The sequence below is a fragment of the Hylemonella sp. GW821-FHT10B10 genome (assembly GCF_059415585.1).
In genome coordinates this window covers 507,906-532,000 of record NZ_JBWKNN010000001.1, presented here as the reverse complement: position 1 = coordinate 532,000, position 24,095 = coordinate 507,906, and the positions used below count along the sequence as shown (strand labels likewise).

At 65.9% G+C, this 24,095-nt stretch carries 28 protein-coding genes; 13 read left to right on the top strand and 15 right to left on the bottom strand.

All coding sequences use genetic code 11. The features are described 5' to 3' along the window. Positions 1 to 7: 7 nt before the first annotated feature. The 6 genes from narH (at position 8) to AC07NT_RS02565 (ending at position 6,226) form a co-directional block, all read left to right on the top strand. Entirely contained in the window at positions 8 to 1,531 is a 1,524-nt protein-coding gene (gene narH / locus AC07NT_RS02590) for a nitrate reductase subunit beta (RefSeq protein ID WP_498597990.1), read from the top strand. A gap of 2 nt (positions 1,532 to 1,533) precedes the next feature. After that, positions 1,534 to 2,214 carry a nitrate reductase molybdenum cofactor assembly chaperone gene (narJ, locus tag AC07NT_RS02585; RefSeq protein ID WP_498597991.1) on the top strand — a complete coding sequence of 227 codons (681 nt, stop codon included), beginning with the start codon at positions 1,534 to 1,536 and terminating at the stop codon, positions 2,212 to 2,214. A gap of 2 nt (positions 2,215 to 2,216) precedes the next feature. Continuing rightward, positions 2,217 to 2,951, top strand: a complete 735-nt coding sequence (narI, locus tag AC07NT_RS02580) for a respiratory nitrate reductase subunit gamma (protein ID WP_498597992.1) — start codon at positions 2,217 to 2,219, stop codon at positions 2,949 to 2,951. Further along, a complete protein-coding gene (locus tag AC07NT_RS02575) occupies positions 2,948 to 3,775 on the top strand; it encodes a peptidylprolyl isomerase (RefSeq protein WP_498597993.1) in 828 nt (275 codons plus the stop codon). The genes narI and AC07NT_RS02575 overlap by 4 nt, the downstream gene beginning before the upstream one ends. A 14-nt stretch (positions 3,776 to 3,789) precedes the next feature. Further along, positions 3,790 to 4,581 (top strand): carbonic anhydrase, encoded by a 792-nt coding sequence (locus tag AC07NT_RS02570; protein WP_498597994.1) that lies wholly within the window; start codon positions 3,790 to 3,792, stop codon positions 4,579 to 4,581. 127 nt (positions 4,582 to 4,708) lie between these two features. Continuing rightward, positions 4,709 to 6,226, top strand: a complete 1,518-nt coding sequence (locus AC07NT_RS02565; RefSeq protein WP_498597995.1) for a methyl-accepting chemotaxis protein — start codon at positions 4,709 to 4,711, stop codon at positions 6,224 to 6,226. On the opposite strand, the gene AC07NT_RS02560 is transcribed toward AC07NT_RS02565, so the two are convergent. Next, the gene (locus tag AC07NT_RS02560; RefSeq protein ID WP_498597996.1) at positions 6,218 to 7,795 is read right to left on the bottom strand and encodes a methyl-accepting chemotaxis protein; all 1,578 of its coding nucleotides are present in this window, start codon (positions 7,793 to 7,795) and stop codon (positions 6,218 to 6,220) included. The two genes, AC07NT_RS02565 and AC07NT_RS02560, sit on opposite strands and share 9 nt — an antisense overlap. A 250-nt stretch (positions 7,796 to 8,045) precedes the next feature. Here AC07NT_RS02560 and AC07NT_RS02555 point away from each other — a divergent pair, with 250 nt between their 5' ends. The 5 genes from AC07NT_RS02555 (at position 8,046) to AC07NT_RS02535 (ending at position 12,177) form a co-directional block, all read left to right on the top strand. Beyond that, the gene (locus tag AC07NT_RS02555) at positions 8,046 to 9,269 is read left to right on the top strand and encodes an NAD(P)H-dependent flavin oxidoreductase (RefSeq protein WP_498597997.1); all 1,224 of its coding nucleotides are present in this window, start codon (positions 8,046 to 8,048) and stop codon (positions 9,267 to 9,269) included. 70 nt (positions 9,270 to 9,339) lie between these two features. Beyond that, positions 9,340 to 11,031, top strand: coding sequence for a sensor domain-containing diguanylate cyclase (locus AC07NT_RS02550; RefSeq protein ID WP_498597998.1), 1,692 nt, complete (start codon positions 9,340 to 9,342; stop codon positions 11,029 to 11,031). 116 nt (positions 11,032 to 11,147) lie between these two features. After that, positions 11,148 to 11,459: an ElaB/YgaM/YqjD family protein gene (locus AC07NT_RS02545; RefSeq protein WP_498597999.1), complete on the top strand. Its 312-nt coding sequence runs from the start codon at positions 11,148 to 11,150 to the stop codon at positions 11,457 to 11,459. Between the two features lie 13 nt (positions 11,460 to 11,472). Continuing rightward, the gene (locus AC07NT_RS02540) at positions 11,473 to 11,859 is read left to right on the top strand and encodes a phage holin family protein (RefSeq protein ID WP_498598000.1); all 387 of its coding nucleotides are present in this window, start codon (positions 11,473 to 11,475) and stop codon (positions 11,857 to 11,859) included. A gap of 9 nt (positions 11,860 to 11,868) precedes the next feature. Continuing rightward, positions 11,869 to 12,177: a YqjK-like family protein gene (locus AC07NT_RS02535; RefSeq protein ID WP_498598001.1), complete on the top strand. Its 309-nt coding sequence runs from the start codon at positions 11,869 to 11,871 to the stop codon at positions 12,175 to 12,177. Positions 12,178 to 12,197: 20 nt separating this feature from the next. On the opposite strand, the gene AC07NT_RS02530 is transcribed toward AC07NT_RS02535, so the two are convergent. The 13 genes from AC07NT_RS02530 to AC07NT_RS02470 form a co-directional block, all read right to left on the bottom strand. Continuing rightward, positions 12,198 to 12,617 carry a PaaI family thioesterase gene (locus AC07NT_RS02530; protein ID WP_498598002.1) on the bottom strand — a complete coding sequence of 140 codons (420 nt, stop codon included), beginning with the start codon at positions 12,615 to 12,617 and terminating at the stop codon, positions 12,198 to 12,200. A gap of 28 nt (positions 12,618 to 12,645) precedes the next feature. Beyond that, positions 12,646 to 12,996, bottom strand: coding sequence for a GFA family protein (locus AC07NT_RS02525; RefSeq protein WP_498598003.1), 351 nt, complete (start codon positions 12,994 to 12,996; stop codon positions 12,646 to 12,648). Positions 12,997 to 13,008: 12 nt separating this feature from the next. Then, on the bottom strand, positions 13,009 to 13,368 hold the full coding sequence (locus AC07NT_RS02520) for a terminase (protein ID WP_498598004.1): 360 nt from the start codon (positions 13,366 to 13,368) through the stop codon (positions 13,009 to 13,011). 68 nt (positions 13,369 to 13,436) lie between these two features. Continuing rightward, positions 13,437 to 13,916, bottom strand: coding sequence for a hypothetical protein (locus AC07NT_RS02515; protein ID WP_498598005.1), 480 nt, complete (start codon positions 13,914 to 13,916; stop codon positions 13,437 to 13,439). Then, positions 13,913 to 14,410, bottom strand: coding sequence for a hypothetical protein (locus AC07NT_RS02510; RefSeq protein ID WP_498598006.1), 498 nt, complete (start codon positions 14,408 to 14,410; stop codon positions 13,913 to 13,915). The genes AC07NT_RS02515 and AC07NT_RS02510 overlap by 4 nt, the downstream gene beginning before the upstream one ends. Before the next feature lie 42 nt (positions 14,411 to 14,452). Then, positions 14,453 to 14,899 (bottom strand): SRPBCC family protein, encoded by a 447-nt coding sequence (locus tag AC07NT_RS02505; RefSeq protein WP_498598007.1) that lies wholly within the window; start codon positions 14,897 to 14,899, stop codon positions 14,453 to 14,455. Between the two features lie 87 nt (positions 14,900 to 14,986). Then, positions 14,987 to 15,466 (bottom strand): hypothetical protein, encoded by a 480-nt coding sequence (locus AC07NT_RS02500; RefSeq protein ID WP_498598008.1) that lies wholly within the window; start codon positions 15,464 to 15,466, stop codon positions 14,987 to 14,989. Between the two features lie 158 nt (positions 15,467 to 15,624). Then, positions 15,625 to 16,149, bottom strand: coding sequence for a DUF7482 domain-containing protein (locus AC07NT_RS02495; protein ID WP_498598009.1), 525 nt, complete (start codon positions 16,147 to 16,149; stop codon positions 15,625 to 15,627). A 7-nt stretch (positions 16,150 to 16,156) separates the two neighbouring features. Then, positions 16,157 to 16,618 carry a methyltransferase family protein gene (locus AC07NT_RS02490; protein WP_498598010.1) on the bottom strand — a complete coding sequence of 154 codons (462 nt, stop codon included), beginning with the start codon at positions 16,616 to 16,618 and terminating at the stop codon, positions 16,157 to 16,159. A gap of 196 nt (positions 16,619 to 16,814) precedes the next feature. Further along, positions 16,815 to 17,177, bottom strand: a complete 363-nt coding sequence (locus AC07NT_RS02485) for a hypothetical protein (protein ID WP_498598011.1) — start codon at positions 17,175 to 17,177, stop codon at positions 16,815 to 16,817. A 69-nt stretch (positions 17,178 to 17,246) separates the two neighbouring features. Beyond that, positions 17,247 to 17,804, bottom strand: a complete 558-nt coding sequence (locus AC07NT_RS02480; protein WP_498598012.1) for a dihydrofolate reductase family protein — start codon at positions 17,802 to 17,804, stop codon at positions 17,247 to 17,249. A 157-nt stretch (positions 17,805 to 17,961) separates the two neighbouring features. Further along, complete coding sequence (locus tag AC07NT_RS02475) at positions 17,962 to 18,621, bottom strand: dihydrofolate reductase family protein (protein WP_498598013.1); 660 nt, start codon at positions 18,619 to 18,621, stop codon at positions 17,962 to 17,964. 90 nt (positions 18,622 to 18,711) lie between these two features. Beyond that, entirely contained in the window at positions 18,712 to 19,095 is a 384-nt protein-coding gene (locus AC07NT_RS02470) for a ribonucleotide reductase subunit alpha (protein ID WP_498598014.1), read from the bottom strand. Positions 19,096 to 19,250: 155 nt separating this feature from the next. Here AC07NT_RS02470 and AC07NT_RS02465 point away from each other — a divergent pair, with 155 nt between their 5' ends. Beyond that, positions 19,251 to 22,148: an adenosylcobalamin-dependent ribonucleoside-diphosphate reductase gene (locus tag AC07NT_RS02465; RefSeq protein ID WP_498598015.1), complete on the top strand. Its 2,898-nt coding sequence runs from the start codon at positions 19,251 to 19,253 to the stop codon at positions 22,146 to 22,148. 14 nt (positions 22,149 to 22,162) lie between these two features. Here the strand turns inward: AC07NT_RS02465 and AC07NT_RS02460 are convergent, their stop codons facing one another. Beyond that, positions 22,163 to 22,978: an IclR family transcriptional regulator gene (locus AC07NT_RS02460; protein WP_498598016.1), complete on the bottom strand. Its 816-nt coding sequence runs from the start codon at positions 22,976 to 22,978 to the stop codon at positions 22,163 to 22,165. Positions 22,979 to 23,081: 103 nt separating this feature from the next. On the opposite strand from AC07NT_RS02460, the gene AC07NT_RS02455 reads away from it, so the two are divergent. Further along, on the top strand, positions 23,082 to 24,092 hold the full coding sequence (locus tag AC07NT_RS02455) for a TRAP transporter substrate-binding protein (RefSeq protein ID WP_498598017.1): 1,011 nt from the start codon (positions 23,082 to 23,084) through the stop codon (positions 24,090 to 24,092). The last annotated feature ends 3 nt before the right edge of the window (positions 24,093 to 24,095 follow it).

Here is a 24,095-nt window from a genome sequence, read left to right as displayed (position 1 = left end):
GACGACCATGAAAATCCGCGCTCAAATCGGCATGGTGCTCAACCTGGACAAGTGCATAGGCTGCCACACCTGTTCGGTCACCTGCAAGAACGTCTGGACCAGCCGCAAAGGCATGGAATACGCCTGGTTCAACAACGTCGAGACCAAACCCGGCATCGGTTACCCCAAGGAATGGGAGAACCAGGACAAGTGGAACGGCGGCTGGGTCCGCAAATCCAACGGCAGCATCGAACCGCGCCAGGGGGCGAAGTGGAAGCTGCTGATGAAGATCTTCGCCAACCCCAACTTGCCGCAGATCGACGACTACTACGAGCCTTTCACCTTCGACTACGACCACCTGCAGTCGGCACCCGAGATGAAGGCCGCGCCCACGGCGCGTCCGCGCAGCCTGATCACCGGCCAGCGCATGGAGAAGATCGAGTGGGGTCCGAACTGGGAGGAGATCCTGGGGGGTGAATTCAGCAAGCGCTCGAAGGACAAGAACTTCGACGATGTGCAGAAGGACATCTACGGCCAGTTCGAGAACACCTTCATGATGTACCTGCCGCGCCTGTGCGAGCACTGCCTGAACCCGGCCTGCGTGGCATCGTGCCCCTCGGGCTCGATCTACAAGCGCGAGGAAGACGGCATCGTGCTGATCGACCAGGACAAGTGCCGCGGCTGGCGCATGTGCGTCAGCGGCTGCCCCTACAAGAAGATCTACTACAACTGGGAATCGGGCAAGGCCGAGAAGTGCATCTTCTGCTACCCGCGCATCGAGGCCGGCCAGCCTACCGTCTGCTCCGAGACCTGCGTGGGCCGCATACGCTACCTCGGCGTGCTGCTCTATGACGCCGATCGCATCCAGGAAGCAGCCAGCGTGGAGCACGACCGTGACCTGTACAACGCCCAGCTCGACATCTTCCTCGACCCCAACGACCCGCATGTGATCGAGCAGGCGCGCGCCGACGGCATCCCCGATGCCTGGATGGACGCTGCGCGCAAAAGCCCGGTCTACAAGATGGCGGTGGAGTGGAAGGTGGCCCTGCCCCTGCACCCCGAGTACCGCACCCTGCCCATGGTCTGGTACGTGCCGCCGCTCTCGCCCATCACGGCGGCGGCGAACGCCGGTGACATCGGCATCAACGGCGAGATCCCGGACGTCAAGCAGCTGCGCATCCCGGTCAAGTACCTGGCCAACCTGCTGACCGCCGGCGACACCATGCCGGTGGAACGCGCCCTGGAGCGCATGCTGGCCATGCGCGCCTACCAGCGTGAGAAGCATGTCGAAGGCCGCATCAACACCAGCGCCCTCGATCAGGTGCAGATGACCCAGGCCGAGGTGGAAGAGATGTACCAGACCATGGCCATCGCCAACTACGAAGACCGCTTCGTGATCCCGAGTTCGCACCGCGAGTACGCCGAGAACACCTTCGACATGCGCGGTGGCTGCGGCTTCTCGTTTGGCAACGGCTGTTCCGACGGCGCCAGCGAAACCAGCCTCTTTGGCAGCGGAAAACGTAGAACGATCCCCATCAAGGCAGGAGTCTGATCATGAACAACAACGCCACTTTGACCCTGCGCGTGCTGGGTCGCCTGCTGGGCTACCCCGACGCCGAACTGCGCGGCCACCTGGGTGACCTGAGCGCGGCGCTGCACAGCGAACAGGCCCTGGGCGCGACCCGCCTGGCCGAGCTGGACGCGCTGCTCAAGTCCATGCGCACGCGTGACCCCATCGACATGGAGGCCGACTACGTGCAACTGTTCGACCGCGGCCGCGCCACCTCGTTGCACTTGTTCGAGCACGTGCACGGCGACAGCCGCGACCGCGGCCCGGCCATGATCGACCTGGCCCAGACCTACGAGAAGGCCGGCCTGTATCTGGCCGAGGGCGAGCTGCCCGACTACCTGCCCGTGGTGCTGGAGTTCGTCTCCACCCAGCCAACCAAGGAGGCGCGCGCCTTCCTCGGTGAGATGACCCACATCCTCAACGCCATCTTCAGCGCCCTGGTGAGACGCGAGAGCCCTTACGCCAGCGTGCTGGGCGCCCTGCTGGAAGTCGCCGGTGAGCGGGCCCAGTCTGTCAAGGTGGTGGAAGACGAGCCGCTGGACCAGGCCTGGGAAGAGCCCATGGCCTTCGACGGCTGCTCCACCCAGGGCCAGGCCAAACCCGGCCAGCCCCAGCCCATCCGCATCGTCAGGAATGTTGCGCAGCCCGCTGCGCCAGGAGCATGACCATGAGCTACCTCAATCAGTTCGTCTTCGGAATCTATCCCTACATCTGCCTCACGGTGTTCCTGCTGGGCAGCCTGATCCGCTTCGACCGCGACCAGTACACGTGGAAGAGCGACTCCTCTCAGTTGCTCAAGGCCGGCCAATTGCGCTGGGGCAGCAACCTGTTTCACGTGGGCATCCTCTTCCTCTTCTTCGGCCACACCGTGGGCATGCTCACGCCCCACTTCGTCTACGAGCCCTTCATGACGGCGGGCGCCAAGCAGCTGATGGCCATGGTCTCGGGCGGGGCCTTCGGCCTGTTGGGCTTCATCGGCGTCACGCTGCTGCTGCACCGCCGCCTGTTCGAGCCGCGCATCCGCGCCACCAGCAAAGCAAGCGACATCGTGCTGCTGCTTCTGCTCTGGCTGCAGTTCGCGCTGGGCCTGGCGACCATCCCGCTCTCCGCCCAGCATCTGGACGGCGGCATGATGCTCCTGCTGGCCGAGTGGGCGCAGCGCATCGTGACCTTCCGCATCGGTGCAGTGGAGCTGCTGGCGGAAGCCAGCTGGGTCTTCAAGGCCCACATGTTCCTGGGCATGAGCATCTTCTTCATCTTCCCCTTCACCCGCCTGGTGCACGTCTGGAGCGGTTTCGCTTCGGTGTCCTACCTGCTGCGGCCTTACCAGGTCGTGCGCAGCCGTCGGCTCAATCTGCCGGCCGGCCACAACCTGCCGCGCCAACCGGGAGCCCGTGTATGAAAACCCCCTGCTCTCCCAGCTGTGGCTGCGCCAGCACCGAAGCCGATACGTCCGTGGCCGCCCCGGTTGCCGTGGCACGCGTCAATGGCCAGCCTTTGCAAGGTGCCGATGAGGTTCTGACTGACGACGAACTGCGGCAGCGCGCCTGCACAGAGCTGCTGCGCCAGGCCGCGCAGCGCGCCGGCCTGCTGGCCGCCGAGGACAACACAGTCGACGGCGTGCCCGGCGAGGCGGCGGTCGAGGCCATCGAGCAACTGCTGGAACAAAGCCTGCAGATCCCGGAGCCCTCGGAAGAAGCCTGCCGCCGCCACCATGCGGCCCACGCCGCGCGTTACCGCATCGGCGAGCGTGCCCACGTGCGGCACATCCTGTTTGCCGTGACGCCGGGTATCGATGTCGTGGCCCTGCGCAAGCGCGCCGAAGGCGCGCTGCTCGATGTGCGCAGCCACGACGGGACGGACGACCCCTTTGTGCAGGCCGCGCGCACTCTCTCCAACTGCCCCAGCGGCGCCGAGGGCGGCGAGCTGGGCTGGCTGACGGCGCAGGACTGCGCGCCCGAGTTCGCGCGCGAGATCTTCGGCCAGACCGAGGTGGGTGTGCTGCCGCGCCTGGTGCACAGCCGCTTCGGCTTGCATGTGGTGGATGTGCGCCGGCGCGAAGCCGGGGCCGACCAGCCTTTCGAATCCGTGCGCGGCGCCGTGGCCATGACCTTGCGCCAGCAGACCTACGTGACCGCGCTGCGCCAGTACCTGGCCCTGCTCGCCGGACAGGCCGAGCTGGAGGGCGTGGAACTGGACGCTGCCGACAGCCCGCTGGTGCAATAGGCGAAAGCGCCGCCATGCCCGACGAACTGCTGGAACGTCTGCGGCGCTTTCACGACCAGACCTTTCCGGGCGTGCAGGACCAGTTCCAGGATCTGGTGACGCACGGCCAGCACCCAACCATCCTTTTCATCGGCTGCTCGGACTCGCGCCTGGTGCCCTACCTGCTCACGGGCACCGGGCCGGGCGAACTCTTCGTCGTGCGCAATGTGGCGGCCTTCGTGCCGCCGCACGACGGCATGCTGCCCGCCCCTTCGGGCGACATCTCTCCCGAAGGCGCCTACCTGGGTGCCGCGCGCCGCTGGACCGGGTACCACGGCACGGCTGCGGCCATCGAGTTCGCCGTGCTCAGCCTCAAGGTTTCGCGCATCGTGGTCTGCGGCCACAGCCACTGCGGCGGCATTCGCGCGCTCTACGAAGGTACGCCGAAGGAAGCCATCAACCTGGCCGCCTGGCTGGACCTGGGCCGCGAGGCCGTGCTGCCGGTACAGATGTCGGCCGAAGCGCTGCGCCGTACCGAACAGCGCGCAGTGATCCTGCAACTGGAGCGCCTCATGGGCTACCCCATGGTGCGCGCGCGCGTGGAGGCCGGCCAGCTGGCCCTGCACGGCTGGCACTATGTGATCGAAGAAGGCGAAGTGCATGTGTTTGATGTGAAAAGCGGACAGTTCGTGCCCGCTTCCAGTGCCACACACAGCGGCACGGGTCCCTATGCAGACGGCCCCGCCGACACCATGGCGCAGCCCCTGTTCAACGAGATCGACGCCAGCTACCGGCCCCAGGCACAGCCGGTCAAACACAAAAACTGAAAGCATCTGTCTTTTCCGCGCTTTGGATGCTGGACCGGCCAAGTCGGCCGGTGTCACAATGACCGGGACATTGAGCCCCCTGTTCCAACACCAAGCACGGCCGTGACCCACGGCCCGGGAGACAAGCATGCGTAGCGCCCCCTGGTCCACCGGAACCCGCCTCTTGCTGGGTCTGGGTCTGCCCATGCTTCTGCTGGCCGCCTACGCCTGGCTGGCAACGGCGCAGCTGCACAACATCGAGCAAGCCTCCGAACGCATGAACGCGACCGAGCGCGCCCAGGCAGAGGCCGCGGGCCAGCTGCTGGCGGCCACCGACGCCTTGTCACGCGTGGTCATGGACGTGATCAAGGCGCCCATCGCCGCCCCCCCGCAACCGCTGCAGGCGCAGCGGCAGGCCGCCAACCAACAGTTCGAGGCCGCACTCACCACGCTGGAACGCAGCGCCGGCAGCCAGTTGCTGGCGGACCTGAAAAAGCAGCGCGGCGCGCATGCCGAGTCGGCTGAGCGTGTGCTCAAGCTGGTGGAGGAAAACCTGCGCCCCGAGGCCTCGCTGCTCTTCATCGGCGAAACACTGCCCGCGCTCAATGCGCTGCAGCAATCCATCCAGACGCTCACGACGCAACAACGCCGCAGCGTGGAACGTGGCAGCATCGCCACCGCGCGCACCCTGCTGCTGGTGGCCGGCGTGGTGGCCATGCTGCTCTCGGCACTGTGGGCCTGGTGGGTGCTGCACCCGGTCAACCGCAGCCTGGTGGGCACGGTACAGGCTGCGCGCCGCCTGGCCCAGGGCGACCTGGACAGTCTCATTGAAGTGAGCGACCCCGGCGAGGCCGGTCAGCTGCAGGCCGCGCTGCGCGATCTGCAACAGCGTCTGCGCGAGACCGTGGCCCACATGCAGCAGCAGGCCGAGCAGCTGGAGCAACAGTCGCAAGAACTGGCGCGACCCGCCCAGCACGAGGCGGTACAACGCGCGCCGCAGCAGGCCCGGCTGCAGCAGGCCGACACCCAGATGCAGGCTCTGGCCGGCACGTTCAAGCAGAGCAGCGAGAGCGGACGCCAGGCCCAGCAACTCGCCAGCAGTGCGGCCCAGGTGGCCGAACGCGGCGGCGCCGTGGTGACGCAGGTAGTGGACACCATGCAGGCCATCCGCAAATCGTCCGATCGCATTGCCGACATCATCGGTGTGATCGACGGCATCGCCTTCCAGACCAACATCCTCGCGCTCAACGCCGCAGTGGAGGCGGCTCGTGCCGGCGATCAAGGTCGCGGTTTTGCCGTGGTGGCCACCGAGGTGCGGGCCCTGGCAGGGCGCAGCGCGGCCGCGGCCAAGGAGATCAAGCAGCTCATCGAAGCCTCGGTGGGCAGCGTGGCCCAGGGCGGCAAGCTGGTGGAGCAGGCGGGCCAGACCATGCAGGAAGTGGTGACGCAGGTGCAGCGCGTGGCGCAGACCATGGCCGAGATCACACAGCATGCCCAGACGCAGGACGCCGGCCTGGACGAACTCAGACGGACCCTGGGCCAGCTCGAGCAGCTCGCCAGCGGCCATGCGGGCCGGCTGCAGGAATCGGCCACGACGGCCCGCAAGCTCGAAGTGCAGGCGCGCACACTGGCCGGTGGCCGTGGCGCACCACTGCGCCTAGGTTAGCGCCAGCTGGGGCCGCGCGCCGGCGTTGCCCACATTGAAGACAGCCACCACCTGGGCCAGGTGCTGGGCCTGGTCACGCATGGCCGCGGCCGCGGCGGCGGACTCTTCCACCAGGGCTGCGTTCTGCTGCGTCATCTGGTCCAGGTTGCCTACGGCCTGGTTGACCTGGGCGATGCCGTCGCGCTGCTCGGTCGTGGCCGTGGTGATCTCGCCCATGAGGCTGGCCACGCGCTGCACGCTGCTGACGATCTCGCCCATGGTCTTGCCAGCCTCTTCCACCTGCTGCGAGCCGGACTCCACGGACTGGACCGAGGTGCTGATCAGGGCCTTGATCTCCTTGGCGGCTTCGGCCGAACGCTGTGCCAGGCTGCGCACCTCGGCGGCCACCACGGCAAAGCCGCGGCCCTGCTCGCCAGCGCGCGCTGCTTCTACCGCGGCGTTGAGCGCCAGGATGTTGGTCTGGAAGGCGATGCCGTCGATCACACCGATGATGTCGCCGATCTTGTGCGAGGACTCGGTGATGTGCTGCATGCTCACCACCACCTGCCCCACCACCTCACCGCCGCGGGCGGCCACCTGGGCGGCCGTGCTGGCCAGCTGGTTGGCCTGACGCGCGGTGTCGGCGGACTGGTTCACCGTGCTGGTGAGTTCCTCCATGCTGGCCGCGGTCTCCTCCAGGTTGGAAGCGGTCTGCTCGGTGCGGGCCGAGAGGTCGTTGTTCCCGTTGGCGATTTCAACGGAAGCCGTCGAGACAGCCTCCACGCCGCTGCGCACATCGGCGACCACGCCGCGCAGCTTGCCCACCATGGTCGACAAGGCCCGCGACAGGACGCCGAATTCGTCCTTGCGTTCTTCGTGGATGTCCTGCGTGAGGTCACCGTCGGCGATGGCGCCGGCGATCTGTACCGCGCGGTCCAGCGGCACCGTGATGGAACGCACCAGCACCAGAATCAGGAAGACCCCCAGGCCGAAGACCACGACCAGGCTGATGGCCGCAGTGACGACACGCCCCTGGCGCGCCTTTTCCATCTCACGCACCACCTCGTCACGCTGCTGCTCCTGCACGACCACGAACTTGTCGATGGCGTCCAGGTAGGCCACCATCCTGGGCTTGTATTCCTTGTCGACAAAGGCCTGCAGTGCCGCCTGGTCGCCGGCGTCCTGCAGCTCCTTGATCTTGGGGCTCAGGCCGCGCAGGCTGGCCCGCGTATTGCCCACAAACTCCAGCGCCTCCTTGTCCCGGGCTGAGGTGGCCGACTTGTTGATCTCTTCCTGCACCGGCGTGATGCGGGCCGTCAGCGCCGCCACACGGGTGCCGAAATCCGCCTTGAGCGCCATGTCACTGGTCGTGGCAGCGCTCGAGGACATGGTGACCGCCACCTCGGCCAGCCCGCGCCAGCGCACCGCCGTCGTGATGGCCGACTCGTAGAAGGCCACTTTCTCCAAGGTGGCGTCGGCTTCCTGCCGGGACTTGAACTGCCCCCAGATGGCCACGATCAGTAAAAGCAGCATGAGCCCCAGGACGACCAGCCACAACTTGTGGGCCACGCGCAGGTTGTTGAATTTCATGAAAGATCCTTTCGGCGGAGAGTCCATCCACGTCGTTTGCGTGGTGATGCAGTGGGTCCCTGGGCATGGGGTTTCAGTTTATAGCCCGGCGCGGGTCTCAACAAGGCCCGGAACAGCCCTAGCAAAACCGGCCAACTCCGAGCAAACCTTGACCCAGCGCAAAACGCTCTGTTCGCCTTGCACCTAAGCTAGCGCACATCTCATCCCTGCGTGAGGGCGGGCGCCTGCCCGTCTGAGCGCCGCCCACCACATGAATGCTGCCCTTCCCTTTCCCCACCTGCACGCCGACAGCGCGGCCTGGCTGGCGCGCAGCGGCCTGCGCCCGCTGACCCTGGCCGGTCGCACCCTGCTGCCGGTGGTCCAGGGGGGCATGGGCATCGGCATCTCGGCACATCGCCTGGCCGGCAGCGTGGCCGCGCTCGGTGGCGTGGGCACCCTCTCTTCCGTGGACCTGCGGCGCCATCACCCCGACCTGATGCAGGCCACCGGCCACCTGGATGCTGGCGACGCCGCCAAGGTGGCCATCGACGCCGCCAACCTGGAAGCGATCCGGCGCGAGATCCGCGCCGCGCGCACGCTGTCCGGGGGCCTGGGCCTGCTGGCCATCAATGTAATGCGGGCGGTCAGCGAATATGCACACTCTGTCACAGCCGCGCTGGAAGCGGGCATAGACGCCGTGGTGGTGGGCGCCGGCCTGCCGCTGGACCTGCCCGACCTGGCGCAGGACCACCCGAAGACGGCCCTGATCCCCATCCTCTCGGACGCGCGGGGCGTGCAACTGATCGTGAAGAAATGGGAGCGCAAGAAGCGCCTGCCCGATGCCATCGTCATCGAACACCCGCGCCTGGCCGGTGGCCACCTGGGCGCAGCCAAGATCAGCGATCTGAACGACCCCCGCTTTGATTTCGAGAACGTGATCCCGCAGTCCATCGCCTTCCTGAAATCGGCCGGTATCGAGCAGGAGATTCCGCTGATCGCCGCCGGTGGCATCCGCAACCGCGAGGACATCGCCCGCGTGCAGGCGCTGGGGGCTGCTGCCGTGCAGCTGGGCACGCCCTTTGCCGTCACCACCGAGAGCGACGCCAACGCAGAATTCAAACGCGTGCTGGCCGAGGCCAGGGAAGACGAGATGGTGGAATTCACCAGCGTGGCGGGCCTGCCGGCGCGCGCCGTGGCCACACCCTGGCTGCGCGCCTACATGAAGATCGAGCACAAGCTGCAAGCCGTGGCGCACCCCAAGAACCGTTGCACCAAGAGCTTTGATTGCCTGGCCCAGTGCGGCCTGCGCGACGGCCTGCCCGGCTGGGGCCAGTTCTGCATCGACAACCAGCTGGCCGCCGCACTGCGCGGCGACCTGAAAAAAGGCCTGTTCTTCCGCGGCGTGGGCGCCCTGCCCTTCGGCGCGCAGATCCGCAGCGTACGCGAACTCATGGAGCGCCTGCTGACGCCGGCCAGGGTACTGTCCCCAGTCTGAAAAGGGGCGAACGTTTCGGCATACACTGCCGCACTTGGGAGCCCCACGTGCGCGCAAGGAACGCCGAACCATGACATTACCCTGGGCCCGTCTTTTCACCCCCAGCAGCTTCCGCGGCCGCCTGACCCTCTGGTTCGGTGGTCTGTCGCTGGCCACCCTGCTTTGCGTGGGGCTGTATGTGGGTCACATCGCCACAGAGGAGCTGGCCGATTTCGGCGGTCAGACCTTGCACATCAGCGCGCGCTCGGCAGCCGACCTGCTGGCCGCCCACCTCGAAGAGCGCGACAAGGAAATCCGCCTGCTGCGCCAGATCCCTGCCTTCACCCACGGCAACCTGCGCGACCCCGAACTGGGCCGGGCCCTGGAGCTGCGCAAGCAGACCTACGACGAATACGCCTGGATCGGCATCGTCGACAGCGAAGGCCGTGTGCTGCAGGCCACCGGCGGCATGCTGGTGGGCCAACAGGTCGGCCAGCGTCCCTGGTTCCAGAAGGCGCTCAAGGGCGCCTATACCGGCGACGTCCACGAAGCCCTGCTGCTGGCCAAGCTGCTCCCGCCCAACGCCGGTGGTGAACCACTGCGTTTTGTCGACTTCGCCGCGCCCATCCTGGACGATCGTGGCCGCGTACGCGGCGTGCTGGGTGCGCACGCCCACTGGAGCTGGGTCACCAACGCGGTGGAGTCGGTCGTGACCCAGAGCGCGGCCCAGCGCCAGGTCGAGGTGCTGATTGCCGACAGCGCGGGCCACATCCTCTACCCCTACCGCCTCATGGGCGCGGTACAGCTGCCGCAACGCCTACGTCCGGCAGCGCCCTACGAAGTGGTGCGCTGGGGCGACGACAAGGTCTACCTGACCAGCATGGTGGACGTTCATGCCGAGACCAGCGCCGAGCTGGGCTGGCGCGTCGTGCTGCGCCAGCCCCTGCAGGTGGCTGTGGAGCCCATGCGAATCCTGCACCAGCAGCTGCTGGTCTTCGGCCTGGTGGTGGGCCTGATCTTCGCCATCATCGCGTACCGCTCTGCCACGCGCATCAGCCAGCCCATCGAACAGCTGGCCGCTGCGGTGCGCCACATCGAGCGGCGTGACCAGCCCCCTGTCTACCCGGATGGACAGGACCAGATCTTCGAGATCCGCGAGCTCAGCGACTCCATCCAGTCCATGACCGGCTCCCTGCTGGAACATGAGCGTGAACTGGAAGCGCTCAACGCCTCGCTGGAGCAGCAGGTGCGCGAACGCACCGAGGCGCTGTCGATCGCCAATCAGGAACTCGAGCGTCTGGCAACGGTGGACGGGTTGACGGGCCTGCACAACCGCCGCCGCTTCGACGCCAAGCTGCAGGAAGACTTCCAGCTGCTGCGTCGCACGGGCCGCGGCTTCTCCCTGATTCTGATCGACGTCGACCATTTCAAAGCCATCAATGATGAACATGGCCACCAGAAGGGCGATGAGGTGCTGCGCCAGCTGGCTCACCTGCTGACGCAGTGCACGCGCATCACCGATTTCGTGGCGCGTTATGGCGGTGAGGAGTTCGTGGTGCTGCTGCCCGATCTGCAGGACGAAGCCGAAGGCTGGGCCGTGGCCGAGAAGATCCGCGCGACTGTGGCCGGTTACTCCTTCCCGGGCATAGGCCGAGTCACCGCGAGCCTGGGCCTGAGCTGCGCGCTCAAGGACGATATCAGCAGCACCGAAGTGGTGGAACGCGCCGACATGGCCCTGTACAAGGCCAAGCTGGCGGGACGCAATCTCGTAGCGCAGCTCTAGGACCTGCGAGCCGGAGGGCATGGCAAGCCCCCCGTGCGTGCGAAATGAGCGATTGCTTTTGGCTGCAGGAGGTCTATCCTGTCCTCAGGTCATGTCGACCACAAGGAAGGGATGCCATGTTTGAAAACACTGCACCGCAGCGCGACAAGTTGCTCAACGACCTGCGGCTGGTCATCGCAGACGCCGAGGAACTGCTGCGCATGACAGCCGACCAGGTCGGTGATAGCACAGCGGAGGTTCGCGGTCGCATCCAGAGCCGGCTCAAGGAAGCCCGCATCGAACTGCTCGGCCTACAGGAAGAAGCGACCGCCCAGGTCAAGGCTGCGGGCCAGGCCACCGACGCCTTCGTGCACGACAACCCCTGGAAGTCCATCGGCATCGCCGCCGCCCTCGGCCTGATCGTCGGCCTGCTGGTCGCGCGTCGCTGAACAACGCTCCACCATGCAAGAACCTGCCACGGAACCCGGTCTGATGGCCTCCCTGCGCCGCCTGCTGGGCACGGCGGTGGAGACCTTGCAGTTGCGGCTGGCCTTGCTCAGCAACGAGATCGAGCAGGAGAAACTGCGGCTGTTCGACGGCCTGCTCTGGGCCGGACTGGCCCTGCTGCTGCTGGGCCTGGGCGCGCTGCTGCTTTGCGCTTTTGTGGTGGTGCTGTTCTGGGACGAGCACCGCCTGCTGGCGCTGGGTGTGCTGGCCCTGCTGTTTCTGGGCACGGGCGGCTGGATGATGTTCAGGGCCCGGTCCCGTCTGCAAAGCCGGGGCGGGCTGTTCAACAGCAGCGTGACCGAACTCGCCCGCGACCGCGCCGGACTCGACACGGGCGAATAAGCCTTGGCCATGCACCGGCGCCAACACCATGCACTCGTGCAGCGGCAGCAGCAACTGCTGCTGCGCAGCGCCGAACTGCGCCACACGCTGGCCCGTCAGGCGCAGGCCTTGCATTCACCGCTCGCCGTGGCCGACCAGCTGCGCACCGGTTTGAGCTGGTTGCGCCGGCATCCGGTATTGCCTCTTTCGGCCCTGGCACTGCTGGTCTTCAGGCGCCCGCGTCGTGTCCTGCGCTGGCTGCCCCGCCTGCTGGGCGGCTGGCAAATCTACCGGCAGCTGCGCGACTGGTGGAGCCAATCTGCGCCCCCCAAACCGTGAATCGAGCCTGATCGGCGGCTTCAGCCGCCGGCCCTGGGGTACAGCACCATCTGCGTGCAGCGAAACAGCGCCAGGGTCTTGCCGCTCTCGCGGTGCGTCACCGTGGCGTCCCACACCTGGGTGGTGCGCCCGCTGTGCACGGCACGGGCCGCGCAGATCACCACGCCGTCGCGCGCCGTGCCCAGGTGGTTGGACTTGAGCTCGATGGTGGTGAAACCGCTGGCGCCTTCGGGCAGGCTGTTGAGGCAGCCATAACCGGCACAGGTGTCGGCCAGTGTCACGATGCTGCCCGCGTGCAGGAAACCGTTGGGGGCCATCACCTCGGTACGCACCGGCATCTCGGCGCGCACCTCGCCATCCTGCATCTGCGTGATGACGATGCCCAGGTGGCCCGGCAACATGGCCGCGCCGCGCTGGTTGAAATCATGGGTGGTGGGCATGGAAACTCCTGTGTGCGGGCATCGGTCTTTAATGCGACTTGCCGTCGTAGTGATGAACGGGCACGCTGTTGAAGTCGAAATTCTCCAGGCAGCGCAGATTGATCGCCGCCATGGCCCGCCCCTGCGGGTCCGTACCCTCGCCATAGGGGTGGATACCGCAGACGGGACAGAAGCGGTGCTTGATGAGATGGCGGTTGAAGGTGTAATTGCCGGCCGCGTCCTCGGGCGTCAGGAGTTTGAACTGCGCACGCGGCACGAACCACAGCAGCGAGCCCTTGCGCGAACAGATCGAGCAGTTGCAGGCCAGGGCGCTGTCGGGTTCGCCCTCCACTTCGAAGGCCACGCGTCCGCAGTGGCAGCTTCCACGGTAAGTTGTCATGGTCTTTCTCCTTTACCGGGCAGCGTCGGTTGCGCGCAGTGCGCGCCCCCAGCCACCCGTGAGCACATAACGGGGAAAGGTGATCCATTGCTCGCAGAAGATGCGCGCCACGGCATTGGCCGGGCCCGTGAAGGGAATGGAGGGCACCGGCTCGCGCGCATGCCCCTTGCCCTGCAAGGCGACCGAGACCCCCATGCAGGCCGCGCCGCCCAGCGCCACCAGCCAGGCCCCCTGCACCAGGGCCAGCACCAGGGCCACGTTGCCGAGCAGGAACAGCGGCACCACCACGATGTGCAGCAGCAAGTTGGCGCGCGACTGGTGGTAGCGGGTGTAACCCTCCCATTGCCAGCGCAGCAGTTCGGACATGTTCATGATGTATTCCTCGTCTTGGAGCCAGGATCCGGTCCAGTCCTCATTGTGCAAGCCGCTGTGCCATGGCGTCATTTCTCGCAGGTCAATACGGGCCGGCTGCTCAGGTATTGCGTCTGCAAGGCCGACACCTGGGCCCGTTCCTCGCTGGACAGCGGCTCGTACCCCCGCCCATAGGGCCAGCCATAGGCCCAGCGGTAGGGCGTGTAGAAATAGGGCCCGCCGCCGGTACGCACCCCCGTGTACATGAGATCGGCCAGGGCCGTGTTGCCCGTGGCCTGCTGCACGCAGCTGCGCAGCGCCTGGTCGGCTTCGAGCCGCTCCTCGGCCGTGCCGCCGCGCCAGTAGACCAGGTCGTGCGCCACACAGCAGCGGCACCAATCGGCCCCGGAGAGCAGGGAACGGTCGGGGAACATGCTGCAGCCGTCTGTCGTAAAAGGGCTCAGACCGCCCGGCCCTTGTGCAAAAGCGCAGGCACCGAGTAGCAGTGCCGCAAACATGCCGGGGACTGTGCGCAGGATCGGGCGTGAATCACCGACAGACTTCGTCATGGCCGGCGCGGCCGCATGGAGCGGCCTGTGGGATCGAGCTCCAGCACGGATTCGTGCAGACCATAGACCGGCTCCATCGGCTGCCCTTGCTCATCAGTGGCAAACAGGCCCCAGCCCAGCCCGCTCAACTCGGGCTCGGAAAAATCCGGGTCTTCCAGCATGTAGCTCAGGCCGGCCAGCAGCTCCACCTGCATGCCACGCACGATATCGTTGAGCAGCCCCCGGTCCACACCCTGCTCCAGGCACAGGCGCAAGGCCTGCCCCACGCCCGCATACGGATCGTCTGGCCGGGCAGCAGCATGCCGCATGTGGGCATCCATCCAGCCGGTTTCATCTTCTGCCACGATGAACTTCCACGCCTGGCGCAACCAAAGATAGCGGTGCAGTTGGGGAATGCCCTCCTGCAACTGGGATTGCGCCCAAGCGCGTGGATCGCTCGCACCAAGGCGGTCGAACAAGGCGGCCAACGCCTCTTCCGTGTCAGGTATCTGCATGACGTTTCCTTGTCGGACAGAGTCCAGCCCTGGACAGCGCTCTCAGCCCTTGACCTCTGCCTCGATCAGCAGGGTCAGCAGCGTGAGCGACTCCTGCCAGCCCAGGTAGCAGGCTTCGGCAGGAATGACCTCGGGAATGCCCTCCTGCACCACGTTGAGTTCGGTACCGCAGAACACGGACTTGAAAGTTACCGTGACGCGCATCTCACCGGGCAGGTTCGGGTCGTCGAAGCTGTCGGTGTGGACGATGCGCTCGCCGGGCACCAGTTCCAGGTACTTGCCGCCGAAGGAATGGCTCTGCCCGTTGCTGAAATTGGTGAAAGACATCCGATAGCCACCCCCCACCTTGGCGTCCATCTGGTGCACCTTGCCCGTGAAGCCATGCGGGGGCAGCCACTTGACCATGGCATCGGGGTCGATGAAAGCGCGGTAGACCCGCTCGGGCGGGGCACGCAGCACGCGGTGCAGGCGGACGGTGTTCGTGGTCATGGCTGTTTCCTTCAGATGGTTCGAGGATATCCCTCAGTCTGTACGACGAAGAAGCCCGGCCGGATTCGACAGGCTGGTCCCTGCCCTTCAGCGTACGCCGCGAAAACCCCGCAGCGCCAGCCAGCCCAGGCCGACAAACAGCGCGAACACCAGGGCCTGCGTCACCGCGAACGGCGCTTCCTGCTGCGTGGGTGCCAGTTCTGCCAGGGCGGGCGTCTTCACGAAAAGCTGCACCATCAGCACAAAGACATTGAGGTACAGGGCCGTCACGGCGCTGACCACATAGATGGCGCGCCAGCGGCCCTGCATGTTCTGCCCATAGCGGGCGACCACGGCAACGGCCAGCACCACCAGCGAAACCGCCCCCACCACGTGCGGCGGCAGCAGCCGGGTGAAGGGGAAACCGTAGCCCGTGAGGCTGGTCAGCACCGTGATGATCAGAAAGAAGCCTGTCCAGCCGTCCATCCGGGCCCCGGCCATGAGCCCGCCCACCACCACCAGGCCCGCAATGATGCCCAGGACGCTGATGAGGACGTGGATCAGGGTGAACATCGGCAGATCAAACATATGAAAACTCCCTTGTGCCTTGATTGGCCGGGTTTTTATAACAGCGTTTGACCATCGGCGCCATCACGGCATGGCGGCCGCGCCACAGCGAGGGCCTGTTCACGCTGATTTCTCTGGCCGCAACCCATTCGCACCGGAGAAGTCAGTGTGAACAGGCCCTAGCGCACACCCCGGAGCGCCAGCCCGTCTACCGAACGCGTGATGGGGCAATTGACCACGATGTCGGTGACTTCCAGCGACAGTTCCCCGCGTTCCTGCGCCGCCAGCACCTGCTCCTCGGAGCGCAGTTCGCGCAGGGCCGTGGGCCGCAGCCAGCGCACCAGCACCATGCGCCACAGCGGGCTGTAGTTGGGGTCGGCGTTGGCCCCTCCCGTGGGCAGGGGTGCCGACTGGAAAACGGTGATCTGCTCGCCGTCGACGAACTTGTAGACCCGCTCGGTCACACCGGGGCGGCCGGGCGCCCCCAGGGCCAGGGCCAGGCGCGGTACGTGGTTGACCCCTTCACGCCGGGCCATGGTCGCATCCGAGATGTCGGTGGTGACGTACTCGACTTGGCGGCCGTCGACCCAGGCACGGTGCAGGGGCAGCGTGGTCTCGGCCACGCCCCCTGGCCCGGGTGCGGCACAAGCCGCCAGCAGCAGGCAGATCAGTAACCCGGCAGACAGGAAATGACGCCGGGGCATGGCTGCTTCAGATCCAGCGGCGCACCCGGCGCTTGTAGGCTTCGTACTCGGCACCGAACTTGGACAGCAGCACCCGTTCCTCGGGCAGGATCTGGAAACGGGTGACGTAGGCCACATAGATCGCGGGGCCGGCAAAGGCCGCCCAGGTTCCCAGGTAGCAGGCATAGGCCACGAGCAGCAGCAAGAGGCTGAGGTACATGGGATTGCGCGTATAGCGGTAGATGCCATGCGTGACCAGCACGGAAGCACGCTCGGGTTGCAAGGGGTTGATGGTGGTGCGTGCCCGCCAGAAACCGGCAAAGGCGGCAATCGCCACCAGGGCGCTGAGGTTCATGCTCAGATCGATGGTGGCCAGCCGCACGACATCGATCACATCACCCAGGGATTCAACACGGGGCAGCAGCCACATGGCCAAAGCAATGACGACGGTGACAACAGGGGCGGGGATCTTGGTTTCAAGCAGTCGCATGTTCAGTCTGAACCTCGGCAGGGAAAACAGGCCTGCGCCGAAGGTGTTCCATCTTTCCGGGGGATGCGATGCCCCCGTATCAGCGGGCCTGGACCCAAAGTATATGCTGCGGTGCAACGCTGGCCTCGCAGCACTGGCATGACCATCCCCGATCCACAGACTGTGGTGGGCGTTCCCGGCACGATCACGTCGGCTCCTACATGCCCCAGGAGAAGCTGCCCACCAGCGACCTCCCGCCCATCTTGAGGGTGCCGACATCGTCCTTGACCGTGAGCAGGAAACTCGCGGGAAGCCCTGCATCGCCGGAATTCTTGAAACTCAGCAGCAAGACTTTCTGCCCGGGCTCGAAGATCTGGACTTTGACCCCTTGCATCGGAAGCGATACCGGCTGCTTACTCCCGGGCAGGGCGATGCTCAGGCTGGAGACAACAGGCTGGGATGTATCTCCCACGACGATGTCGATGAGGTAGCCGTCGGCTTCGAACGAAAGTGAGCTTGTGGCGTGCGCACCCGTGGAGACCAGGAGGGCCATGGCAGCGGCGACGATGGATAAGCGCATGGTGTCTTTCCGGTTAACGGCCCAGGTTCAGCGACCCGGACCGGGGGACATGCCCAGGCCGAGTCTCTCTCATCTCGATGGCAACTTTCTCGGCTCATACTGCATCGCCACCGCCCCCGAACCCAAATCCAGCCGACCCACGAGCTTCAGGTCGACGTACCTCGACAAACCCGCGAACAAGGTCGGACCATGGCCCACCAGCCTGGGATGCACCACGAACTCATACTCATCGATCAAACCCAGTTCCGCCAGGGCCATCGGGAGCATCACGCCCCCTACGAACAGTCCCTTGCCCGGCTCGCGCTTGAGCTGCTGGACAGCCTGCCCCAGATCCCCGCGTACCAGCTCCGCATTCCAGTCGACACGCTCCAGGGTGCTGGACACAACGTACTTCTTGCCCGCGTCGATCGTCTGGCGGAAGGACTCCATCCAGTCAGGCATCTCTCCTGTCCACGCCGGCCGGAACGCGGCCTCCATCATTTCATAGGTCACCCTGCCAAACAGCAGGGCATCGGCCCGTTTGAGGTTCTCGACCGCGTGACGATGCAAGTCTTCGTCAGGGACGACGGCCCGGTGGTCGCAACAGCCGTCCAGGGTGACGTTGATGGAATAACGCAGGGGTCGCATGGCTCAGGCTCCTTATTGGTCAGGCTTCCGGTCCCGGGTGACCGGCGGGTCTCTGACTCTACCCAGTCGACGAACGAGACTACCGAAAATCGACAAGGGCGTGGATGCACCGCCTGACACTTCGGTTCTGCAGCGGAACTTCTGCAACAAGCACCCGTCAGGCGTCCTTGTGCCCCTGGCGCCGCAGGACAACATGCGTGGCCTTCTCCGACGCGACAGACTGAACGCATGCATACCCCAGAGCGCGCATGTCCAGCCCCTCGAACAGTCGCTCCCCCCGGCCGAGCAGGACAGGCGAGATAGCGATGTGCAGCTCATCGATGAGGCCCTCGCGCAGATACTGCCGGATGGTGTCAGGCCCACCGCCGATGCGCACATCCTTCCCCTTGGCAGCGTCACGCGCGCGGTCCAGCGCCTCGTGGATACCACCCGTGACGAAGTGGAAAATCGTTCCGCCTTCCATCTCCAGGGGCTCTCGTGCGTGGTGGGTCAGGATGAAGGTTGGCACGTGATACGGAGGGCTGTCGCCCCACCAGCCTTTCCAGTTCAGGTCCGGCCAGGGACCGCGTATGGGCCCGAACATGTTTCGCCCGAGGATCCAGGCCCCAACATTCTGAAAGCCACGGGCCGCGAAATCATCGTCGACCCCGGTGGTACCGTCCTTACCGAACAGGGCCCGCTGCAAGGTGCGCGTCGGGAACAACCACTGGTGCAGATCCGTACCGCCTATGCCGAGCGGGTTGTTGAGATCCTGATTCGGACCTGCCCCGTATCCGTCGAGCGAGATGGTGAAGCCTTCAACTCGAACGCGTGTCATTTCATACCTTCCTTTTGATGGACGCCTGGTTTGATACAGGCCGCCAAGCTGTCGGCTGAACAGGGTTGGCGGCAAACGAACGACACATGGCTAACCCAGCCGCACGGCCTCACCCTGCGTATTGAAGGGGATGTAGCTGCCGATGGCGCCGCGCTTGATGTCTTCTACCATGCGCTGCAGCGGGGCCTCAACGTCGGGGCCATCGGCCATGGCGGCCACGAAGACCAGGGCCCAGGCTTGGCCGAACTGCTGCGCCTCGCCGGCCAGTGCGGCAAAAGAGGCCAGTTCCTGTGGCGTCTTGTCCACGCACATCAGCGGCGCCAGCGCGCCGCCTTGACCCGCCTCAAAACGCGCGACCTGTTCGGGTGTGCTGTCTGCGGGCAGTTCGGACGTGGCAAAAACGCAGAGCAGGCGCTGGGGTTCGCGCTGCTGGCGGGCCGCGGTCAGCAGCTCATCAAAGGTGGTGATATTCATCGCTTGATTTTCGTCAAGACCGTGCCACACTGGCAAGTACGTTTCCCTTCGAAGCAACGTCTTGCCGGAATGATGCAGGGGTTTGTGGCAGGTCAACCCCCCGTGCCGGCGCTCCTCCTAGCATCCTGCACAAACAGACGTGGAGTGTATGGTTCATGAGTGATACAACGCATCCGGCTCAGGCCGCGCAATCCCTGGCACCGCAAAACATCAGCGAGGAGGTGCTGCTCGAGAAATACGCCAAGGGCGATGAGCAGAGCATCCTGCAGGTGAACCAGCGCGTGGCGCGCGCGCTGGCCCAGGTGGAGGCGCCCGAGCAGCGCACGCACTGGGAAGGCCGTTTCCTGCAGGCGCTGCAGCAGGGCTTCCTGCCGGCCGGGCGCATCCAGTCCGCGGCGGGCACCGAGCTGACGGCCACGTTGATCAACTGCTTTGTACAGCCTGTGGGCGACTCCATCGCGCACGAGGACGAAGGCCACCCCGGCATCTATGTGGCGCTGAAGGAAGCGGCCGAAACCATGCGCCGTGGCGGTGGCGTGGGCTACGACTTCTCGCGCATCCGCCCGCGCGGAGCCTGGGTGGGCAGCACACAGAGCAGCGCGTCCGGTCCGGTAAGTTACATGCGCGTGTTCGACCGTTCCTGCGAGACGGTGGAATCCGCCGGTAGTCGGCGCGGTGCGCAGATGGGCGTGCTGCGCTGCGACCACCCGGACATCGAGGAGTTCATTCACGCCAAGGATGCTGGTGACCTGCGCAACTTCAACATCTCGGTCGGTGTGACAGATGCCTTCATGCAAGCCGTGGTGAGCGACGGCGAGGTGGAGCTGGTGCACCACGCCGAGGCCGGCGCCGCGCAGAAGGCCGCTGGCGCCTACCTGGCCACCGGGCGCGGCCTGTGGATCTATCGCAAGCTGCGCGCGCGCGATCTGTGGGAGCAGATCATGCGATCCACCTACGACCACGCCGAACCGGGCGTGCTCTTCATCGACACCATCAACCGCGACAACAACCTGTCGTACTGTGAATCCATAGCCAGCACCAACCCCTGCGCCGAACAGCCCCTGCCTCCTTACGGCTGCTGCTGCCTGGGCTCGATCGATCTCACGCGCTTCGTGCGCGAGCCCTTCGGCGAGAAGACACACTTCGACTTCAGCGCCTTCGCGGAGCTGTGCCGCACTGCCACCCGCATGCTCGACAACGTTCTGGACGTGACCGTCTGGCCCCTGCCCCAGCAGGAGCAGGAGATGCGCAACAAGCGCCGGATTGGTCTGGGCTACACCGGCCTGGGTGATGCGCTGGTGATGCTGAACCTGCGCTACGACAGCGCCGAGGCACGCGATATGGCGCGCAAGATTTCCGAGGCCATGCGCGACGCCGCCTACGAAGCCTCCAACGAACTCGCGCGCGAACGCGGGGCCTTCCCGCTCTTCAATGCCGACATGTACCTGAGCAGTCCGCGTTTTGCCTCGCGCCTGCCGGCTGCGCTGAAGGACAAGATCCGCGCGCACGGCCTGCGCAACTCGCACCTGCTGTCCATCGCGCCCACGGGCACCATCAGCCTGGCCTTTGCGGACAACGCGAGCAACGGCATCGAGCCGGCCTTCAGCTGGCACTACACGCGCAAGAAGCGCATGCCCGACGGCAGCTTCAAGGAATACGCGGTGGAAGACCACGCCTGGCGCCTGTACCGCCACCTCAAGGGCGAGACGGCGCCGCTCACGCCGGCCTTCGTCACCGCACTCGAGATGAGCGCGCAGGCCCACGCTGCCATGGTGGCGGCCGTGGCGCCCTGTATCGACACGGCCATCTCCAAGACCGTCAACGTACCTGGCGACTATCCCTACGCCGATTTCCAGGACCTGTACCTGCAGGCCTGGCAGTCCGGCCTCAAGGGCCTGGCCACCTACCGGCCGAATTCGATCTTGGGGAGCGTGCTGAGCACAGGCGTGGCGTCCACGCCCGCCGCGCCGCTGCAACTCGACGACGCGAACCGGCGCCTGGCGCTGGAGCGCCTGCCCGCCCCCGTGCTGGCCTCGCTGCGCTGGCCGGGCCGGCCCGAACTGCCCGGTGGCAACCTGGCCTGGAGCTTCATGGTGCACCACCCCTACGGTGAATTCGCGCTCTTCGTGGGCGAGCTGCCGGGTGAGGAAGGCGGACTGCCCCAGCCCTTCGAAGTCTGGGTCAACGGGGCCGAGCAACCGCGCGGCCTGGGTGCGCTGGCCAAGACCCTGTCCATGGACCTGCGCTCCAACGACCCGGCCTGGCTCAGACTCAAGCTTGACGCGCTGGCCACGGTGGCCGAAGAGCGCTCTTTCGAGATGCCCTTCCCACCGCATGGGGAACGCCGCCTCTTCCCCGGCGTGGTGGCCGCCACCGCAGCGGTGGTGCGCTGGCGCTGCGAGCAGCTGGGCGTGTGGCGCGAACGCACACAAGCCGCCGCGACCCCGGTGCTCGACGCCATGTTCGCACGCGATGAACCGCTGACCGGTCCCTCGGGCACCCTGGCCTGGGCGGTGGACATCGACAACCCAGGCACGGGCGAGGCCTTCACGCTGACGCTCAAGGAGATCAGCCTGCCCGGCCCCGACGGCACGCTGGTGAACCGGCCCTGCGCCATGGGTCTGTCAGGCAACTACCCCCGTGCCCTCGACGGTCTGGCGCGCCTGCTCTCGCTGGACATGCGCGTGGTCGATCCGGCCTGGATAGGCATGAAGCTGCGCAAGCTGCTCAACTACGCCGAGCCCCTGGGCCACTTCATGGCCTTCGTGCCCGGCCTGCCGCACGGCGAACGCCGCCAGCAGACCTGGCCCTCGACCGTAGCCTATATGGCGCGCCTGATCATCCACCGCTACGCCATGCTGGGCGTGCTCGACGCGCAGGGTTACCCACTGCGCGAGATGGGCGTGCTGGAAAGCCCGGACGAGCAGGCCGAGAGCGAGGAACCCGCCGCCATGGCCGGACGCCCTTGCCCCGAATGCGGCAACCCTACGGTGATCAAGAAGGACGGCTGCGACTTCTGCACCGCCTGCGGTTATGTGGGGCAGTGCGGCTGATCAGACGGGCAAGCTCACATCAGCCGCCCGCGCCGCCCGAACAGCGGTGAAGAAGCACTGACCAGGGCCAGGTCCCCCGCCGCGTCCATCAAGGGTCGGCCCAGCTCCTGCATGCGCTGCAGTGTCAGGCGCTGCAGAGGGCCGGCAATGGTGATCACCCCCACAGCCTCGGCGCCACGACGCAGGATGGGCGCGGCCATGGCCGTCATACCCGGCGCATAGGATTCGACGATGAGGCTGTATCCGCGCCGGCGATCCTCATCGAGGATCTTCATGAGAGCCTTGTAGGTGGTGGGGGCCTTGGGGCCGTATTGCTTGGGATTGGCAAACCCCTGGGCCGCCACCAGCGCCGTGGCGCGTTCCTCACTGAGGGTCATGAGCCAGGCATGGCCCCCGGCGCTGCAGGACAGGGGCACGTCAATGCCCATGTCCGGGTCGTAGCGCAGGCCCGAACGCGCCCCCTGGGCCTTGGCCACAAAGGTCAGCCGGTCACCATCCACCAGGGCCAGGCGCACCAGTTCGCCCGAGGTGGCGGCCAGGCGGTCGATGATGGGCTGGGCCAGGTCGACGATGCCCGAGCTGCCCAGAAAGCTCAGGCCCAGGGCCGGCAGCTTGGTGGTCAGCGCGTACTCTCCCTGCTCGCGCAGCTGGCGCACATAACCGCAGCGCACCAGCTCCTGCAGCAGGCGATGGCAGGCACTGCGCGGCAGGGCCAGGTCGTCGGCCAGCGCAGCCAGGGCCAGGCCCTCGGGCTGGTTGGCCAGGGTCTCGAGGATGAGCAGGGTGCGGTCGACCGTACCGACGGCTGAACGGCTGGTTTCGTTTGGCATTATGAAATGTGATTCCAGTCTGGAATGCTGTTCAACATCGCTTCCTATCATGCCCGAACACCGCCGTCCGGTGGTGCCCCATACCTAGACAGGAGACAAGCAAGTGAAACTGCAACTCAAAGCGGCCCTCGTCGGCCTCACGCTTTCGCTCATCGCCGCCGCGGCCGGCGCCCAGGACATCCAGGAACGCGTGATCAAGTTCGGCCACCTGAACAATGCCGGCCATCCGACCAGCCTGGGCGTGCGCAAATTCGCCGAGATCGTCGCGGCCAAGAGCGGCGGCAAGATCAAGGTACAGGAGTTCGCCTCATCCCAGCTCGGCAACGAGCTGCAGCAACAGTCGGCGCTGCAGGGCGGTGTGCAGGAGATGCTGGTGGCATCGACCACCTCGCTGAACGGCATCGTCAAGGAGTTCGGCCTGCTCGACTTCCCCTTCCTCTTCGCCAATGCCCGCCAGGCCGATGCCTTGGTCGATGGCCCGCTCGGGAAAATGCTCGCGGCCAAGCTGCCGGAAAAAGGTGTGGTGGTGCTGGGCTTTTTCGATCTGGGTTTTCGCAACGTCACCAACAGCAAGCGTCCCATCACGAAAGGATCGGATCTGGAGGGCCTGAAGCTGCGCGTGATCCCGAACCCGGTGTTCCTGGAAACCTTCAAGACTTTCAAGGCCAACCCGGTGCCCATGGCCTTTGCGGAGCTCTACGGCGCGCTCGAAAGCAAAGCCGTTGATGGCCAGGAAAATCCTTTTGCCGTGATCGAGTCGAGCAAGATCTACGAGGTGCAGAAGTATGTGAGCGGCACCAACCACGTCTACGCGACCAATCCCGTTCAGATCAGCAAGCGCTTCTGGGATCGCCTCTCGGCAGTTGAACAGAAGCTGCTGCAGGACGCCGCCATCGAAGCCCAGAACTGGCAGCGCACGGTCAGCCGCGAGGTTTCCAGCAAGGCCCTGGGCGAGCTCAAAGCCAAAGGCATGATCTACAACGACATCGCGCCCGCCGAACTGGCCCGCATGCGCGCCGAGGTGCAGCCCGTCTACGAAAAGTTCTCTGCTGCCTACGACCCGGCGATCGTGACCCTTTTCAAGGCCGAACTGGAGCGGGTCTCGAAGCTGTGAACC

What these genes read in the sequence shown, in the direction of transcription:
- narH (WP_498597990.1), top strand. Translation starts at nt 8, where the DNA reads ATGAAAATCCGCGCTCAAATCGGCATGGTGCTCAACCTGGACAAGTGC.
- narJ (WP_498597991.1), top strand. Translation starts at nt 1,534, where the DNA reads ATGAACAACAACGCCACTTTGACCCTGCGCGTGCTGGGTCGCCTGCTG.
- narI (WP_498597992.1), top strand. Translation starts at nt 2,217, where the DNA reads ATGAGCTACCTCAATCAGTTCGTCTTCGGAATCTATCCCTACATCTGC.
- AC07NT_RS02575 (WP_498597993.1), top strand. Translation starts at nt 2,948, where the DNA reads ATGAAAACCCCCTGCTCTCCCAGCTGTGGCTGCGCCAGCACCGAAGCC.
- AC07NT_RS02570 (WP_498597994.1), top strand. Translation starts at nt 3,790, where the DNA reads ATGCCCGACGAACTGCTGGAACGTCTGCGGCGCTTTCACGACCAGACC.
- AC07NT_RS02565 (WP_498597995.1), top strand. Translation starts at nt 4,709, where the DNA reads ATGCGTAGCGCCCCCTGGTCCACCGGAACCCGCCTCTTGCTGGGTCTG.
- AC07NT_RS02560 (WP_498597996.1), bottom strand. Translation starts at nt 7,795, where the DNA reads ATGAAATTCAACAACCTGCGCGTGGCCCACAAGTTGTGGCTGGTCGTC.
- AC07NT_RS02555 (WP_498597997.1), top strand. Translation starts at nt 8,046, where the DNA reads ATGAATGCTGCCCTTCCCTTTCCCCACCTGCACGCCGACAGCGCGGCC.
- AC07NT_RS02550 (WP_498597998.1), top strand. Translation starts at nt 9,340, where the DNA reads ATGACATTACCCTGGGCCCGTCTTTTCACCCCCAGCAGCTTCCGCGGC.
- AC07NT_RS02545 (WP_498597999.1), top strand. Translation starts at nt 11,148, where the DNA reads ATGTTTGAAAACACTGCACCGCAGCGCGACAAGTTGCTCAACGACCTG.
- AC07NT_RS02540 (WP_498598000.1), top strand. Translation starts at nt 11,473, where the DNA reads ATGCAAGAACCTGCCACGGAACCCGGTCTGATGGCCTCCCTGCGCCGC.
- AC07NT_RS02535 (WP_498598001.1), top strand. Translation starts at nt 11,869, where the DNA reads ATGCACCGGCGCCAACACCATGCACTCGTGCAGCGGCAGCAGCAACTG.
- AC07NT_RS02530 (WP_498598002.1), bottom strand. Translation starts at nt 12,617, where the DNA reads ATGCCCACCACCCATGATTTCAACCAGCGCGGCGCGGCCATGTTGCCG.
- AC07NT_RS02525 (WP_498598003.1), bottom strand. Translation starts at nt 12,996, where the DNA reads ATGACAACTTACCGTGGAAGCTGCCACTGCGGACGCGTGGCCTTCGAA.
- AC07NT_RS02520 (WP_498598004.1), bottom strand. Translation starts at nt 13,368, where the DNA reads ATGAACATGTCCGAACTGCTGCGCTGGCAATGGGAGGGTTACACCCGC.
- AC07NT_RS02515 (WP_498598005.1), bottom strand. Translation starts at nt 13,916, where the DNA reads ATGACGAAGTCTGTCGGTGATTCACGCCCGATCCTGCGCACAGTCCCC.
- AC07NT_RS02510 (WP_498598006.1), bottom strand. Translation starts at nt 14,410, where the DNA reads ATGCAGATACCTGACACGGAAGAGGCGTTGGCCGCCTTGTTCGACCGC.
- AC07NT_RS02505 (WP_498598007.1), bottom strand. Translation starts at nt 14,899, where the DNA reads ATGACCACGAACACCGTCCGCCTGCACCGCGTGCTGCGTGCCCCGCCC.
- AC07NT_RS02500 (WP_498598008.1), bottom strand. Translation starts at nt 15,466, where the DNA reads ATGTTTGATCTGCCGATGTTCACCCTGATCCACGTCCTCATCAGCGTC.
- AC07NT_RS02495 (WP_498598009.1), bottom strand. Translation starts at nt 16,149, where the DNA reads ATGCCCCGGCGTCATTTCCTGTCTGCCGGGTTACTGATCTGCCTGCTG.
- AC07NT_RS02490 (WP_498598010.1), bottom strand. Translation starts at nt 16,618, where the DNA reads ATGCGACTGCTTGAAACCAAGATCCCCGCCCCTGTTGTCACCGTCGTC.
- AC07NT_RS02485 (WP_498598011.1), bottom strand. Translation starts at nt 17,177, where the DNA reads ATGCGCTTATCCATCGTCGCCGCTGCCATGGCCCTCCTGGTCTCCACG.
- AC07NT_RS02480 (WP_498598012.1), bottom strand. Translation starts at nt 17,804, where the DNA reads ATGCGACCCCTGCGTTATTCCATCAACGTCACCCTGGACGGCTGTTGC.
- AC07NT_RS02475 (WP_498598013.1), bottom strand. Translation starts at nt 18,621, where the DNA reads ATGACACGCGTTCGAGTTGAAGGCTTCACCATCTCGCTCGACGGATAC.
- AC07NT_RS02470 (WP_498598014.1), bottom strand. Translation starts at nt 19,095, where the DNA reads ATGAATATCACCACCTTTGATGAGCTGCTGACCGCGGCCCGCCAGCAG.
- AC07NT_RS02465 (WP_498598015.1), top strand. Translation starts at nt 19,251, where the DNA reads ATGAGTGATACAACGCATCCGGCTCAGGCCGCGCAATCCCTGGCACCG.
- AC07NT_RS02460 (WP_498598016.1), bottom strand. Translation starts at nt 22,978, where the DNA reads ATGCCAAACGAAACCAGCCGTTCAGCCGTCGGTACGGTCGACCGCACC.